This window comes from Pseudoalteromonas aliena SW19, from assembly GCF_014905615.1.
GTDB lineage: Bacteria > Pseudomonadota > Gammaproteobacteria > Enterobacterales > Alteromonadaceae > Pseudoalteromonas > Pseudoalteromonas aliena.
Window position 1 is genome coordinate 219255 of record NZ_AQGU01000025.1, and the last position, 16422, is coordinate 235676.

A 16422-nucleotide genomic window follows, 5' to 3' on the forward strand; every position below is an offset into this window, starting at 1 on the left:
AACCTCGAAGTTAAACACGCCCTAAACTTTGTGTAATAAATTTTCGGTTTCAATCGCTATTTCTTTCATTTTTATAGCGTAGTTTTCTAATTTAATATCTTCGTCAGTCACAGCCTGAAAAGAGGGAACTTCAATTGGGTAACCTGTTTCATCCATAGCAATAAAACTAATAACACAATGATTTGTTTCAACCATATTTTGTGTCTTTGGATCACCACAACGCACCTGAATAAAAATTTGCATGCTGGTTTTACCTGTATGCGCTATTTTAGCTTCTACTTCAACAATTTGCCCAACTAATATAGGGCGTCTAAATTTAACACCCGCCACCGAAACCGTTACACAATAATGGCCACTCCATCCTGCAGCACACGCATAACCAGCTTGGTCAATCCATTTCATGACGGCTCCACCATGAACTTTACCACCAAAATTCACATCGGTAGGCTCTGCTAAAAAACGAAAAACAACTTTTGACGACGGCATAAGAAATACTCGATTTATTAAAACTAGTGTCAGCATAGCGCAAAAAAGGGGCCGAAGCCCCTGCAATTTAGGATATGTTTATAATTTATATGTAAAAATTACGAATATATAGTGGTTCAACGCATAATTTAGTTACATATTAGGGTAGTTTGGTCCACCAGCACCCTCTGGGGTTACCCATGTAATATTTTGACTAGGGTCTTTAATGTCACAGGTTTTACAGTGCACACAGTTTTGGGCGTTAATAACAAACTCTTTATTTCCCGCTACTTCTTGTACTTCGTAAACGCCTGCTGGGCAATAACGCTGCGCGGGCTCATCAAACTTAACTAAGTTTACGTTGATAGGAATTGACGCATCTTTGAGCTTTAAATGACACGGTTGTGATTCTTCGTGGTTAGTATTTGATAAAAACACGCTCGAGAGTTTATCAAAGCTCAATTGTCCATCTGGTTTTGGGTACGCTATTTTGTCAGCGGCGTTAGCATCAACAAGGGTCGAGTGATCGGGCGTATTATCTTTAAACGTAAACGGTAAACCACCATTAAAAATGTTTTGATCAAGCGTGTTATACGCCCCCCCTATAAACTTACCGAGTTTGTGCATAGCAGGGCCAAAGTTACGAGATTGATATAGCTCTTTATATACCCACGATTGCTCAAACGCAGTTTGATAATGAGTTAAATCGGTATTTGCCAACTCATTTTGCAATGCTTCAAAAATAACCTCAGCGGCAATCATTCCTGATTTCATAGCGGTGTGATTACCTTTAATTTTTGCAAAGTTAAGTGTACCTGCATCACACCCTACAATTAAGCCACCTGCAAAATGCATTTTTGGTAATGAATGCAAACCACCTTTGGCAATTGCACGTGCACCGTAAGCAATACGTGCGCCACCTTCAAGTACTTTTTTAAATACTGGATGATGTTTCATTCGCTGAAATTCATCAAAAGGGCTTAAATGTGGGTTTGAGTAATTTAAATCAACAATTAAACCAACAACGACCTGATTGTTGTCACTGTGATACATAAATGCACCACCGTTAGTATCGCCGCTAAGTGGCCAACCCGTACCATGAACAACTTTACCAAGCTCATGCTTACTTTCATCAATTTGCCAAATTTCTTTAAAGCCTAAACCGTAATGCTGTGGTGATGAATCTGCATCAAGGGCAAATTCATTGATTAATTGCTTACCTAAATGACCACGGCAACCTTCAGCAAAAATAGTGTATTTTGCACGAAGCTCCATGCCTGGCATGTAACCGTCTTTTTCATTACCGTCTTTGTCGACACCCATATCGCCAGTAATAATGCCTTTTACTGCGTGATCCTCAACGATTAAAGAATGCGCGCTAAACCCTGGAAATATCTCTACGCCTAAGTTTTCAGCTTGCTCTGCAAGCCAGCGACAGACGTTACCCATTGAAACAATGTAGTTACCTTCGTTGTGAAATGTTTTTGGTGTAGCAAAGTGGGGGATTGATGTCGCTTTTTGCTCATTATTAAACCAATAAATCTCATCGTTGGTTACTTTGGTAGTAACTGGTGCGCCAAGTGCTTGCCAATTTGGCAGTAATTCATCCAGCGCTTTTGTTTCAAAAACAGCACCAGAGAGTACATGTGCACCAACCTCAGAACCCTTATCGACTACGCAGATCATGCACTCTTGTTGTTTTTCTTGTGCTAATTGTGCGAGTTTAATTGCGCTGGCAAGCCCCGCTGGGCCTGCACCAACAATAACTACATCAAATTCCATGGTTTCACGTTCGACCATAATAACCTCTTTCTTTATGACGGACTTATTTGAATGTTCACTACCCATTTAAATAAGGTGTACAGCCTATTTTTAACCTTGCAAATTAAACGTTACAGACTATGAATAGTTAAAGGTTATTTTAGGTTGACGTTTACGTCAACAGGAAGTAGTCTAATTTCATAAAATAAATAGGTTGACGCGCACGTTAGCTTGTAGGTTTAAATAATTATGGAGTTCCTATGAAAGTTCTCGTACCAATAAAAAGAGTGATAGATTACAACGTAAAAGCACGCGTTAAAAATGACAACAGTGATGTTGATTTAACCAATGTAAAAATGGCAATGAATCCGTTTTGCGAAATAGCTATAGAAGAAGCAATACGTTTAAAAGAAGCAGGAACCGCGACTGAAGTCATTGCTGTAACTATTGGTCCAAAAGCGTCGCAAGAGCAATTGCGTACCGCACTAGCACTGGGCGCAGATAAAGCCATTCACATCGAAACCGATGAAAAGCTCGAGTCACTTCATATTGCAAAGCTTCTGGCTAAAGTTGTAGCGCAAGAGTCACCAGAACTTGTCATTTTAGGTAAGCAGTCAATTGACTCAGATAATAATCAAACAGGTCAAATGCTCGCTGCGCTTACTGCTCGTGGGCAGGGGACATTTGCATCAAAAATGGTTATTAACGATGGCAAAGTAAACGTGACCCGTGAAGTTGATGGCGGCCTGCAGACAGTAGCACTGAGTTTACCTGCGGTTGTGACAACAGATTTACGATTAAACGAGCCTCGTTACGCATCACTGCCAAATATTATGAAGGCCAAGCGTAAGCCGCTTGAAGTAATAGCAGCTGATTCATTAGGTGTTGATTTAACACCACGCATTCAATTAATGCGTGTAGAAGAGCCAGCTAAACGCACCGCAGGAATTATTGTTGAAGACGTTGCACAGCTTGTAGAAAAATTAAAAACAGAGGCAAAGGTGATTTAAATGAAAACACTCGTAATTGCAGAGCACGACAACGGTGCCTTAAAACCAGAAACCTCAAAAACTATTAACGCTGCAGTAAAAATGGGTTTTCCTGTTGATGTACTTATTGCAGGTAACAGCCTAAGCACAATGAGCGCACAAGTTGCCAGCATTGATGGCGTAGCTAATGTTTTAGTTGCCGATAATAGCGTTTATAAACATCAGTTAGCTGAGAGCATGGCTGATTTAGTTTTATCGCTTAGTGGCAACTACAGCCACATAGTTGCAAGTGCAACGACAACAGGCAAAAACTTTATGCCACGTGTTGCTGCGCTATTAGATGTTGCACAAATTTCTGAAATTATCGCAGTAGTGGACGCCGATACATTTAAACGTCCAATTTATGCTGGTAATGCAATCGCCACGGTTAAATCACTCGATAGTAAAAAAGTAATTACCGTACGCGCAAGTAGCTTTGATTTACAAGGTGAGCAATCTGTTGTTGCTGTGACTAATATTGATACAGTGTCTGATTCGCAATTAAGTCGCTTTGTAAGTGTTGAACAAACTGAATCAGAACGTCCAGAGCTAACTGCCGCGACAGTGGTTATATCGGGTGGTCGTGGTATGCAAAATGGCGAAAACTTCGCGTTGCTTAATGGCATTGCTGATAAGCTAGGCGCTGCTATTGGCGCATCGCGCGCTGCAGTTGATGCAGGCTTTGTACCTAATGACATGCAAGTAGGGCAAACGGGTAAAATTGTCGCGCCTAACTTGTATATAGCTGTTGGTATTAGTGGTGCAATTCAACATTTAGCGGGCATGAAAGACTCAAAAGTAATCGTAGCTATCAATAAAGACCCCGATGCACCTATTTTTCAAGTCGCTGATTACGGTTTAGTCGCTGACTTATTTGATGTGTTACCAGAGCTTGAACAAGCGCTCTAAGGTGTAGCTGTTTTATTTATATAAAAATAGCGTATTCTGATTTAAAGCCGTCATTTCATTTTTGATTCGACGGCTTTTTTTTCATATCATAGTGACAACGTTGTCATTTTAAGAATATACAATATAAGTAGGAGCCATATAATGGCAAGGTATAAAGCACTTGATGCTATGCGAGGGTTAACGGTAGCGTTAATGATACTGGTAAACACGCCTGGTTCGTGGTCTCATATTTACGCCCCCTTGTTACACGCAGACTGGCATGGGTGTACGCCAACGGATATCATTTTTCCATTTTTTATGTTTATGATTGGCTCTGCAATGTTTTTTTCATTCAATAAATCTGACCATTTAGGTAATTCAAAGCAGGTTTTACGGATTATAAAGCGCGGCGTAATTATTTTTGCTATAGGTTTGGTCTTAAATTATTACCCATTTATAAGCAATATCGAAAACCTAAGAATACTCGGTGTATTACAACGTATTGGCATAGCCTACATTTTAGCGTCTGTGTGCGCGCTCGTGCTAAATAGGAATGGGATATTAATGCTATCGCTTATTGTGTTAGTACTTTATTGGCTATTGCTATTAAGCGTAGGTGCAGAAAAAGCATACACGCTAGAATATAACGTCGTTAGGTTGGTGGATATTACCGTATTGGGTGAGTCGCATTTATGGCAAGGCAAAGGGTTTGCTTTTGATCCAGAAGGGTTGTTGAGCACCATCCCAAGTATCGTAAGTGTATTACTAGGTTTTGAGACCACTCGCCTATTAGCTAATACTCAAAACAAATGGACAAGTATAAAACGCCTCGTTTTAATTGGCGCAGCAGGGATTATCATCGCACAGCTAGGCGATATTATTATGCCAATTAATAAATCATTATGGACAAGCACCTATGTTATTTACACATCAGCGATTGCCTGTATTACATTAGCTTTTTTTGTCTGGCTTTGCGACATAGTAAAACCACTCACTATTGTTGAGTCGTTGATTGTTTATGGCTCAAATCCGCTGTTTATCTATGTGCTCTCTGGAGTATGGGTAATGAGCTATGCGTTGGTAAGCATAGGGCAGTTAACTCTAGATGATTGGTTATATCAACATTTAGCGTTAATATTTACCGCAAAATTGGCATCATTGATTTACGCGCTGTTACACGTTGTGGGCTTTTGGCTGATAGCAAAGGTGCTTCATAAACGGCGTATATTTATAAAAATCTAAATAACCAGAGTTCAGGTTAAATACTTTATTATGAACAATAAAAAACCAACTCGTAAGTTGGTTTTTTATTTAACATTACTAAATAAGGATTTAGTAAGTTGCACTGCCTTTCGTACGCGGGAAGGCAATAACGTCACGTACGTTGCCCATACCTGTTACATAAGCAACTAAGCGTTCAAAGCCTAAACCAAAGCCTGAATGTGGTACGCTACCGTATTTACGTAAATCTCGGTACCAGCTGTAATCTTCTTTGTTTAAGCCCATTTCTTCTAAGCGTGCATCAAGTACATCTAGGCGTTCTTCACGTTGTGAACCACCAATGATCTCACCAATGCCCGGTGCTACTACGTCCATTGCAGCAACGGTTTTTCCGTCTTCGTTTTGGCGCATGTAAAATGCTTTAATATCGCGCGGGTAGTTTTTAATAACTACCGGTGCTTTAAAGTGCTCTTCTGCAAGGTATCGTTCATGCTCAGACTGTAAATCTACACCCCATTCAACAGCGTACTCAAACTTTTTACCACAGTTTTTAAGGATTTCTACAGCGTCGGTGTAATCAACTTGTGCAAAATCTTTATCTACAAATTCTTCTAAACGCGTAATTGCGGTTTTTTCTACGCGTTGTGCAAAAAATTCCATGTCATCACGGCGCTCTTCAAGTACGGCTTTAAATACATACTTAAGCATGTTTTCAGCAAGTTTTGCGATGTCTTCTAAATCGGCAAACGCAACTTCAGGCTCGACCATCCAAAATTCTGCAAGGTGGCGAGATGTATTTGAGTTCTCAGCACGGAATGTTGGGCCAAAGGTGTAAATTTTTGACATTGCAGACGCGTAAGTTTCACCGTTTAACTGGCCAGATACAGTAAGAAATGCTTCTTTACCGAAGAAATCTTCGCTGTAATCAACATCGCCTTTGTCTGTAAGCGGTAAGTTTTGCATATCAAGCGTTGATACACGGAACATCTCACCCGCGCCTTCACAGTCACTGGCCGTAATGATTGGCGTGCTGATCCAGTAAAAGCCTTGCTCGTGGTAAAAACGGTGAATAGCTTGCGCTAAACAGTTACGTACACGAGTTACCGCGCCAATCATATTTGTACGAGGGCGAAGGTGAGCGTGCTCACGTAAGTACTCAATGCTGTGGCGCTTTGCCGACATTGGGTATGAATCTGGGTTTTCTACCCAACCTAACACAGTCACAGTGTTAGCTTGAATTTCGTAAGATTGACCTTGGCCAGCAGATTGTACTAAAACACCAGTAACCGACACAGAACAACCGGCTGTTAAGCTAGTAACTTCATCATAATTATTCAGTGAATTAGGAACTACCGCTTGAATAGGATCAAAACACGAACCGTCATGAACGGCTAAAAATGAAATTCCTGCTTTTGAATCGCGGCGAGTACGGATCCAGCCCTTAATTGTTACTTGGCTGTCTACCGCAACATTGCCTTTTAATAGCTCTGAAATCGCTAAATGGCTCATCTTCACTCCAATGATATAAGTTGCCTAACTATTTTTATTTAACTGTGCGCAGCACATTGGCATAAATTGCCCATAAACGGTGCTGCACTTGAACCCTGTATCTTACCTAGTAAAGTTAAATAAAAAAACTATTGTGGGCAACTCTTTAAAATTTTTTATGCATGCGCTTTATTTTTAAGCAGTTTTAAGCAGTTTATTAACACTATTGTTATTTGTTACTCTTAAATTTAGTGATTTTGTGGCATTATTGACGAACAAATCAAATTTATGTTTTTCACACTTAAAAAATCGATGCTATGAAACAAGTTTTTATATTACGAGGGCTACCAGGAAGCGGTAAGTCTTATTATGCGCAGAATCTTGCCGACGAATTAGGGGGAGCTGACGAAAGCCAGTACCTAATATGCTCAACAGATGATTATTTTATTAATGAACAGGGTGAGTATCATTTTGATAAATTTAAATTACCGCAATTTCATAATCTAAATTTAGCGCGTTTTATAAGCGCACTTGCTCAGGGTACACCTTTGGTAATTGTAGATAATACCAATATTAAAAAGTGGGAATTTGTAGCGTATTCGCAAGCCGCTATTGCTCTAGGTTATCAAGTAAAAGAAGTGATTGTCGGTGAAGTGAAAGACAAATCTATGCAGCACTTATACGCTAAACGCAACTCTCATCACATCCCACTAAAAACGATTAGCAAAATGGCGTATATGTTTGAGTGGTAAGGGATTATTATACTTAAATTAATTAGATAAACGATTTGCTATATAAAGTGCGAACTCATCATCACATCGTTGATGCGGCTATAAATAATAACTGCCAAAATTGTTTGCTACTCTAAGGCCTGTTGACCTTTGTGGATTAAAATTTGTTCAATCTAGGGGCGATTTAATCGCGGCGTGAGGTTTGTAATCGAGTGGGCTCGGTAACTGCTCCTGCGTTACTCTAATGGCTTACATCCCTGTAAGAATAAGTAAAAACCGCGCAACAAAGAGTAAATTGCCCCTAGACAGAACCCTTCGGGCAGCGCATGTTTGGCATTACGCTGCGTTATCGCCTATTTATGGGGAGCAACCACACATCACAGGCTCTGCTTTGCTTACATACCAAACACACTGCTGAAGATTTAACCACCAAGGGTCAACACGTCCTGGGACTATATGCAATAACGATACGCCTCATAAAAAACCGTCTTTCATTTAAACGACCTATTATACCAATCCGCAATAATACTGACTCAATTTAGAGATTAAATCAGACGCTAACTGCGTTAAGCTTACTTGTAATACGCCCGCTATTGGTACGTAAATTAGCCTTATTTTCGCAAAAAAATCTCTGGCTACATAAAAATAAATTTAAATATCATCATGGTTTTTGGTAAATCCCTTAAAAAGGATTCAGTTTGGGTACAGCTCCCTTTTGTTCTAATATTTGCAGTTTTTTGAACTTACATTGAATTAACATTTCGAGCTGGTATGTTAATTCTTGTTATCGGTAGAATTTATACTACTCAATATTTTATTGTTTTTTGCAATAAAAAGCATCTAAAAAGCTTGTTAATTCTCAATTACATAAAACAAAAACATTAATATTTATTAATACGATATAAATTATATTGTATACAATGATAATTAAATGTTATAAATTTGATGTTCGGAAACCCATTCTGGATTGAGACACAAATTATCTAAGGTACATTATGAAACTTAATATATTGATTATTGCGTTACCAATACTAGGCTCAAGCTCTCTTGCGCTTGCAAACACAACACATGAACGCTTATTTACACCACAAGCTGCGGTTGTTGAGCGTGTTCATCACCATGGTGTAGAGGATAACCATAACGAAAGAGCGCCAATTGCCCGTGTAAAAGTACAGCCCCAACAGCTAAACAATGTAATGCTGAGCTCTCAAGCGATTATGGCAACCTGTGATTTAAATGCGTTGGCGTCTGCGAATTCTTCAAATATTAGCAATGAAATTAAAACTCAGGGTAGCGCGTGTATAAACGAGTTATTTAGCGCGTCGAGCTCCATACAAAGTCAGGTGTTCACTTCTGACAAAATGTTTGCGGTAGCCAATCAAGCAAAATCGCTTTCTCAAACTTATCCAGGTGGCGGTGATACCGATTTACAGGCACTATTTTTGTATTTGCGTACCGGCTTTTATGCAGAATTTTACAACGATAATATTAGTTTTAGTTCGTGGGTTACACCCGCAGTAGTCGATGCAATTGACGCATTTGTAAATAATAGCCATTTTTATGACGACAATGATGGGCACGGCAAAACGCTCAATGAAGTGATTATTACAATGGATAGTGCAGAGCAGCAACACCGCTACTTACCTGTTGTTAAGGAGTGGCTTACGCGCTTTAACGGAAGCTATGCGGCAAAATGGAATATGCGAGGAGCCATTAATGGCATTTTTACATTGCTTTATAGAGGCCAATGGAATGACGCTTATGTAGCTGCGGTTGCAACGGATGTTGATTTGGTTGTAAAACTTAATGCATTTACACAAAAGCAGTGGATGATAGACTCTGATGCTGAATTTTTAATCGTAAATGCTGCAAGTGAGCTCGCACGGTTAAAAAAATATTCTGAGACCGCTATTCAAAGTGAGGTAGATAAAGGCGTTAAAGCTATTTTTAGCACTTATAATAGCTTTGGCTTTGGTGATGCTGTTTGGCTTGCCGCAGCTGATTCAGTGAGTTATTACGCCGAATGTAGTCTTTATAATATTTGTGGTTTTGCAGAGCAATTAACGCAACAGGTATTAGCTCAGAGTTACAGTTGTAGCAGTACGATTAAAATTAGATCGCAAAATATGACTGCAATCCAACATGCATCGGCATGTGATGCAATGGGTGCTGAAGAGGGCTATTTCCACAATAAACTAAGTACCAATTTGACTCCTGTTGCTGATGATAACAATAGTTTTTTACAAGTTAATATTTTTGATAGTAACGACGATTATAGTAAATATGCAAAAGCTATTTTTGGCATCGACACTAATAACGGAGGAATGTACTTAGAAGGCGACCCTTCAGTGGTAGGAAATCAAGCTAATTTTATTGCCTATGAAGCAAGTTACGCCAATGCAGAACATTATGTGTGGAATTTAGAGCATGAATATGTGCATTATTTAGATGGTCGCTTTGACTTGTATGGTAATTTTAACTCGCCAACAGAAGAAATAGTGTGGTGGTCTGAAGGTGTCGCAGAATATATTGCTAATCAAGATGACAACGAAGCGGCTAAAAATACAATCAGTGATGGATCTCGTTATACCTTAGCGCAAATCTTTGTAACCAATTATGATGGATTTGATCAAGACCGTATATACCGTTGGGGCTATTTAGCGGTTCGTTTTATGTTTGAACGCCATGGTGACGATGTTGACAGTATGCTTACAGACACCCGCAGTGGTAACTGGAGTGCTTACAAAGCTAAAACGGTTCAATGGGCTAATCGCTATGAAAGTGAATTTGTGCAGTGGTGTGATGATTTGGTGGCAGGTACAACAACAAATGCACCGCCTACAGCAAAAATAAACGGTCCTTACTCTGGTGTTATAAACGCAGCAATTAACTTTTCAAGCAATGGAAGTACTGACAGCGATGGCGAGATTGCGAGTTATCAATGGCGTTTTGGTGATGGCGGGAGTAGTAATGAAGCAAATCCAGCTCATACATACACAAACGCAGGTCAGTACACTGTCTCATTAACAGTACTTGATGATAAAGGGTTAGGGCAAACAGTCACATCTACAGTAATGGTTGAAAATGATAATAGCTCTGGGGATGAGGAGCTTGTAAATGGACAGAGCCGTATTATTGCAGGTGATCAAAATGAACAACTATATTTCACTCTCAATGTACCTCAAGGAGCAACTGATCTCACATTTAATTTAAGCGGGGGTACAGGCGATGCCGATTTATATGTGAGCTATGAAACAATCCCGACAACAAGCAGTTATGACTGTCGTCCGTATGTTGGTGGCAACACAGAACAATGCGTAATAAACCCAGCACAAGTGGGTACTTATAAAATAATGGTCAATGGTTATAATTCATTTGATAACGTTCAGCTGACTGCATCGTACAATGCTGGTAGCAGCAATGTCCCCGATGCTTGCTCTACTCAAGGTAGTCGCAGCAGTGGTCGTTTAGAAGATGGCGAGGTTATTTGTTTAGGTAACAGTGGTCCGCTATGGTTCAGTATTGCTGATGTAAAAAGCCAAAACGGCGTTGCGATCACGACTTCAAATGGCAGCGGTGACATTAGTTTAAGCTACGCAAGTAGTGGTTGGCCTAATACAAATAATGAATCTGCTCAATCAAATAATGCTGGTAATGATGAGTGTATTTATATTTCAAGTCAGGATGAATACTGGGGCTACTTAAAAATTGCAGGTAACAGCACTGGTGCAAGCTTAGTTGTTGATTTTAACAGCCAAGGTTGTCGATAAGGCGTTTCAAATACTTAACTAACCTGAACTCTGGTTAAGATATTTACTAATAAATAACCAAAAAGCCCATGGAAATGGGCTTTTTTTATTGCTAGTAATTGTTTTACTGCATACGTTTATACACTGCAAGCGGATGTGATGTACTTAGTGATACATGAACTTGGTCGCCTGGATTAACAACAACCTCATGACTAACACGGCTAGTTACAATGGTAGAGCAGGCCAATTTCACAGCGCATAAGCGGCTACCCCCTTCAAAACGTACCCAAATTACTTCACCATTATTGCCCACACAGCTTTGTACAAGCAGTACATCGTCAGGGCGAAGCAGTACGTCAACATCGCCACTCTCACAATCAACGCCATGAGCAGGTACATTACCAATCGAAGTAGTGGCTTGATGTTGGTTAAATTGGCCGCTAATAAAGCTCGCCTCACCTAAAAAGCGTGCGACAAAGCGACTATTTGGCATGCTAAAGCAGCGCTCAGGTGCATCGATTTGCTGAATTTCTCCGCCTTTTAGAATACCTACGCGATCGCCAACCGACAGCGCCTCTTCTTGGTCGTGTGTTACCCAAATTGCAGGTACGCCAGCGGCTTTAAGTGCGTTTCTGATATCCCAACGAAGCATGTCTTTAAGGGCTGCATCTAAATTAGAAAGTGGCTCGTCAAGTAATACGAAGTCAGGCTGGTGGGCAAGGGTGCGCGCAAGTGCGACGCGCTGCTTTTGTCCGCCAGAAAGCGTTGCTGGTTTTTTATTTCTAAAGTCATCAAGCCCAAGTAGCTTTATCCAATGATCGGCAGGGGCTGTATTCTTTAATCTAAAACAAATATTTTGCTGCACAGATAAGTGCGGAAATAACGCAAAGTCTTGAAATACCATACCAACACTGCGTTTTTCAGGAGGTAGTGTTAATTTGGGTGTCGCACGCCATTTATCCGTGTTTATTTCGCCTTCGCTAATGGGTATAAGACCAGCAAGGGCTTGTAAAATTGTACTTTTACCACAACCTGTAGGGCCTACAAGCATAAGAATTTCGTTTTCACCTAGCGATAGATTTAAATCGCTTACTACACGGTTACTGCCATAATCTATAGACAACTGACTTACAGATAGCATTGTTTTTTAAATCCTTAATGTTCAAACTGGTTGCGTTTTTCACCAGACATCATAATAGCTAAGCCGCAGGCAGATATCACTACTAACAATAATCCAGGAATAGCGGCACGGCCAAAATAGCCTGCCTCGTATACACGCCATAAATAAGTTGAGAGGGTTTCAAAGCCGGTTGGACCAAGTAGTAGGGTAGCTTCTAACTCACGCATTGATTCTAAAAATACCAGTGCAGCACCGGCAATAATACCGCGCATAGTTAAAGGCAGTGTTATGCGAGTAAACGCTTCGCGTGGGCTTGCGCCAAGTACGCGAGCTGATTTTACTAAGCTTGGATCTAAGTGCTCGGTACTTGTTCTGATTGAGCCTACTGCAAGCGGTAAAAATCGCAGCATATAAGCAATAATAAGCAGGCCAAGTGTTTGATACAAAAACGGCAATTGCAAACCACCGTAAACAAGGGCTGTGCCCATTACTATACCCGGGATACCAAAACCAAAGTAAGTGACACGTTCCATTATGCGACCCGCTTTGCCGCTAAGTGCGGCATGTGCAACGGGGATCGCAACGATAACAGCGACAATTGCGGCAATGAGCGAGGCATACGTAGAGTTCCACGCAATGCTAAAATCAAACGAGCTAAAACCATCTCGTGCTAGCCAAAGTGAAAATATAGCCAAAGGCAAGCCAATAGCGAGTAGTAAAATAGGGGCAAACGTAACAAACAGCGCACTTAATTGTAATTTACTTGGAAATAAAATTAACGGGCGACCTTGGCGTTCAGGCGCGGTTTTTATTTGTGATTCAACTAAAAGTAAAAAGCCAACAATCACCATCAGTTGCAGTGAAAGCATGGCAGCACGCCCTAAAGCAAACGCATTGTATTCAACATAAATGACACGGGTAAAGGTATCTAAGCGCATCATGGCAGGTGTGCCAAAATCAGATAAGGTATAAAGCGCGACTAATAATGAGCCTGCTGCAATGCCGTTGACTACGCGCGGTAATATGACTTTAAATACGCTTTGTGTCATCGACATGCCCAGCGTTCGGGCTGCATTAACCATGCTTGCATCTAGGCTAAGTAGGGATGAGCGAGTCGTCATCATCACAAACGGAAAGGTATACAGGGTCATCACAATGGCGGCACCTGTAAGGCCGTACATTGATGGCGTTTCTATCCCTGTTAAGGTATTGATTTCGCCTCCAGGACCAAAGGCGGCATAAAGAGTAAATGCGCCAATATAACTGGGAATTGCTAGCGGCGCTGCAAATATAACAAGCCACAACTTTTTCAACGGTAAATGCACATAGGCACTAACAAATGCTAGCGGCACACCAATTAAAATAGATCCGAGTACCGTTAAACCCATTAACGATAATGTGTTACCTAAGATTTGAAGGTTATGGCTGTCAAACACTGAACTTGTATCGCTCGCAAGCGTAATTAATACATAAACAGGGGTAAGCGTAATAAGCGCTGCTAACAGCGCCATTGGGTAAGAGGTTGGTATTTTCATTACAATACGCCGCTGCTACGCATCAAATCAATAGTAGGGCGTAAATCAGCAAGTTGTGTTAAATCTACTTTGGGTGGAGAAATATTAGCAAGAGACGGTAAACCCTCAGGTTGGGTAATACCATTTACTAACGGAATTTCGTACGCTTCACTGGCTAAGTAACCTTGTACTTCTTTACTTAGTAAGTAACGCATAAAGTTAGTGGCAAGTGGGTCGTTATTAAGCGCTAATACACCCGATGCATTAACTAAACAACCTGCATCATTTTGCGTAAATGCTAAATCTAGCTTGGCATCAGGCTTACCTGATTTTAAACGCAGTGTGTAATAGTGATTAGCAAAACCAATATCTACTTCGCCGCGTTCAACGCCCATAACCACACCTAATTCACCAGCGTACGTTTTAGCACGTTTTTGAATCTTTTTAAGCCACTTAGCGGTTTTGTCGTTGCCTTCTAAAATTCGCATTGCGGTTACAAACGACTGGAAAGAAGCGTAGGCGGGCGCCCAACCAATACTTAAATCGCTGTCGGCAATGTCCATAATGCTTGTTGGAATTTGATCTTTAGTTAAACGCGATGTGTTATATGGCAATGTACGAATACGGCCAGTTACTGGTGCCCACTCTTTATATCTAAATTGTGGTTGTAACTGAGCAGATAAATCACTAGGGATAGGTTGTGCAAGGCCAGCATCGGTTACTAAACCAATCGCGCCTGAGTCAACTGCCCAGAATAAATCAGCGCGGCGAACGCCTGCCTTAGATTCAGCAACTATGGTATTAGCTAAAGCAGCAGTAGGACCTCGGCGTATACCGAGTTTAAAGTCAGGATTTTTTTTCTGGATTGCTTGTAATACGTTTTCATACAACCCCCCTTCGCCACGGCCTAAATAAAGGGTTAACTCGCCTTTAAGCTTTGGTAAATCATCAACAGAAACTGGGTTTGCTATATCAGCGGCTAGTGCACGAGAAAGAGGTAGTGGCAATGAGCCAACCACCCCTAACGCGGCCAAGCCTTGAATAAAGGTCCTACGCTTCACTTAAAATACATCCTTACGCGCTTTTTCGGCTTTTTCTATTAAAACCTTCGCACGGTCTAATTTTGTTTGCATGTCAATTATTACATCGCGTACGTCGTCTACGCTTTTGCTGTTTTTAATAGCTTGTGGCAGTGTCACGTTAAAGTCTTTTTCCAGCACTTCAACCAATTTTGCATCTTGCTCAATAAGAGTTCCTTCCACGCCTTCAAATAGGTGTAGGTAAGTATCATGAACAATTTCAGTGGCTTCGTCTTGTAAACGTTCAGCAAACTTAGCGACTACACGGTCTAACTTGTGCTTGATTTCGTCAATGGTGGCACTTTGTGTCATTTGAGTTGTAGCGGTTGCTTTTACAGTGTCTAGCAAGCCTTTTTGCTGGAATTTTGCAGCAAGCTTAACAGCCCCAAGACCTTGCCACAAGGCTATGTTCATCGCTTTTTGCTGTTTACGAACGTCGTCAGCTGATTGCTTATTATCAATGGCCATTTTTACGCCATAAAGACCCTGCCAAATAGAAGCGTATACTGGTACAAAGTTGGTTTCTATTGCACTGTGAAACTTAACAGACTCCCAATATTCAATTAAATCATCTGTTTTTACCGATTTTGCGCCTTTAGTATCGTAGTCGCTTACCATGGTATCAACTTTGCCTACCATCCATTCTACTTCTTCTGCGTAACTTTTAAGGTTAGCTTGAAGATGATTAACATGCTCCCCAATAGGGCCGTTAGCGAGTACTGGTTGAGCCATAAATGCAGAGGCGAGTAAAAGGCTTACACCTAACGTTTTGGCTGGTTTAAATAATAAATTCATAGCAAGGAGATCCAAAAAAGGTAATTGTAAATGATAGGTATTATCATATCCGTAACGGTCACTAAAATCAACAGACCTAAATCACACCTTATTAGATTTTTACCTTTGTTTATGCGCATTTAACTATGCTGAGGGAATTATTCTATCTGCTCATAGGATTTATAACTTAACCTGAACTCTGGTTAAGAGATTTACTAACGTATTGGATCATGGTGATATTTAAATTTATTTTTCTCTAGCCAGAGATTTTCAGTGAAAACAAGGCGAACTTACGCGTCAATAGCGGGCCTATTGCAAGTAAATTCAACGTAGTTAGCGCTGAAAATAGCTGCTTGAGATAGATTTATTATCCAGAGTTCAGGTTAACTTAGTAAAAGTAAGTATGAGGTAAATATTGAGGTAGTATTATGTAGTAAGTACTGCGCGTAAGATTTACACGCAGTATATAGAGCAAACTTCTTAACCTAAACTTTGGTTGATATATCCACTAACGTATTGAACTATATTAAATTTATTTCTAATCTAAGACTTTTAGTAAATTAAACACCGTTAGCACTTGAAAATAGCTGCTTGGGATAGATTT

The 16422-nt window shown here is 40.4% G+C and carries 12 protein-coding genes; 5 read left to right on the forward strand and 7 right to left on the reverse strand.

Annotation, left to right across the window (positions count from 1 at the left end):
* Positions 1–21: 21 nt before the first annotated feature.
* A complete protein-coding gene (locus PALI_RS06510) occupies positions 22–486 on the reverse strand; it encodes an acyl-CoA thioesterase (protein WP_077537838.1) in 465 nt (154 codons plus the stop codon).
* Positions 487–618: 132 nt separating this feature from the next.
* The gene (locus PALI_RS06515; protein WP_193155315.1) at positions 619–2265 is read right to left on the reverse strand and encodes an electron transfer flavoprotein-ubiquinone oxidoreductase; all 1647 of its coding nucleotides are present in this window, start codon (positions 2263–2265) and stop codon (positions 619–621) included.
* Positions 2266–2486: 221 nt separating this feature from the next.
* Here PALI_RS06515 and PALI_RS06520 point away from each other — a divergent pair, with 221 nt between their 5' ends.
* The 3 genes from PALI_RS06520 to PALI_RS06530 all read left to right on the forward strand — a co-directional run bounded on the left by PALI_RS06520 (position 2487) and on the right by PALI_RS06530 (position 5384).
* Positions 2487–3236 carry an electron transfer flavoprotein subunit beta/FixA family protein gene (locus PALI_RS06520; RefSeq protein WP_193155316.1) on the forward strand — a complete coding sequence of 250 codons (750 nt, stop codon included), beginning with the start codon at positions 2487–2489 and terminating at the stop codon, positions 3234–3236.
* A complete protein-coding gene (locus tag PALI_RS06525) occupies positions 3237–4163 on the forward strand; it encodes an electron transfer flavoprotein subunit alpha/FixB family protein (protein ID WP_193155317.1) in 927 nt (308 codons plus the stop codon).
* Positions 4164–4304: 141 nt separating this feature from the next.
* Positions 4305–5384, forward strand: coding sequence for an acyltransferase family protein (locus PALI_RS06530; RefSeq protein ID WP_193155318.1), 1080 nt, complete (start codon positions 4305–4307; stop codon positions 5382–5384).
* 90 nt (positions 5385–5474) lie between these two features.
* Here the strand turns inward: PALI_RS06530 and asnS are convergent, their stop codons facing one another.
* Positions 5475–6872 (reverse strand): asparagine--tRNA ligase, encoded by a 1398-nt coding sequence (gene asnS / locus PALI_RS06535; RefSeq protein WP_077537843.1) that lies wholly within the window; start codon positions 6870–6872, stop codon positions 5475–5477.
* Positions 6873–7168: 296 nt separating this feature from the next.
* Between asnS and PALI_RS06540 the strand changes: the two genes are divergently transcribed.
* Together PALI_RS06540 and PALI_RS06545 are read left to right on the forward strand one after the other, a co-directional pair.
* Positions 7169–7603, forward strand: a complete 435-nt coding sequence (locus tag PALI_RS06540) for an ATP-binding protein (protein WP_077537844.1) — start codon at positions 7169–7171, stop codon at positions 7601–7603.
* A 974-nt stretch (positions 7604–8577) separates the two neighbouring features.
* Positions 8578–11352: a collagenase gene (locus tag PALI_RS06545; RefSeq protein ID WP_193155319.1), complete on the forward strand. Its 2775-nt coding sequence runs from the start codon at positions 8578–8580 to the stop codon at positions 11350–11352.
* A 103-nt stretch (positions 11353–11455) separates the two neighbouring features.
* Here PALI_RS06545 and PALI_RS06550 read toward each other — a convergent pair whose 3' ends face one another.
* Genes PALI_RS06550 through PALI_RS06565 form a run of 4 tightly spaced genes read right to left on the reverse strand, consistent with a single transcriptional unit; the run spans position 11456 to position 15839 of the window.
* Positions 11456–12472, reverse strand: a complete 1017-nt coding sequence (locus PALI_RS06550) for an ABC transporter ATP-binding protein (RefSeq protein ID WP_193155320.1) — start codon at positions 12470–12472, stop codon at positions 11456–11458.
* 14 nt (positions 12473–12486) lie between these two features.
* Positions 12487–13986: an ABC transporter permease gene (locus PALI_RS06555; RefSeq protein ID WP_193155321.1), complete on the reverse strand. Its 1500-nt coding sequence runs from the start codon at positions 13984–13986 to the stop codon at positions 12487–12489.
* Entirely contained in the window at positions 13986–15026 is a 1041-nt protein-coding gene (locus PALI_RS06560) for an extracellular solute-binding protein (RefSeq protein WP_193155322.1), read from the reverse strand. Before PALI_RS06560 ends, PALI_RS06555 begins: the two co-directional genes overlap by 1 nt.
* On the reverse strand, positions 15027–15839 hold the full coding sequence (locus tag PALI_RS06565) for a hypothetical protein (protein ID WP_193155323.1): 813 nt from the start codon (positions 15837–15839) through the stop codon (positions 15027–15029). It lies immediately after the preceding gene.
* Positions 15840–16422 lie beyond the last annotated feature (583 nt).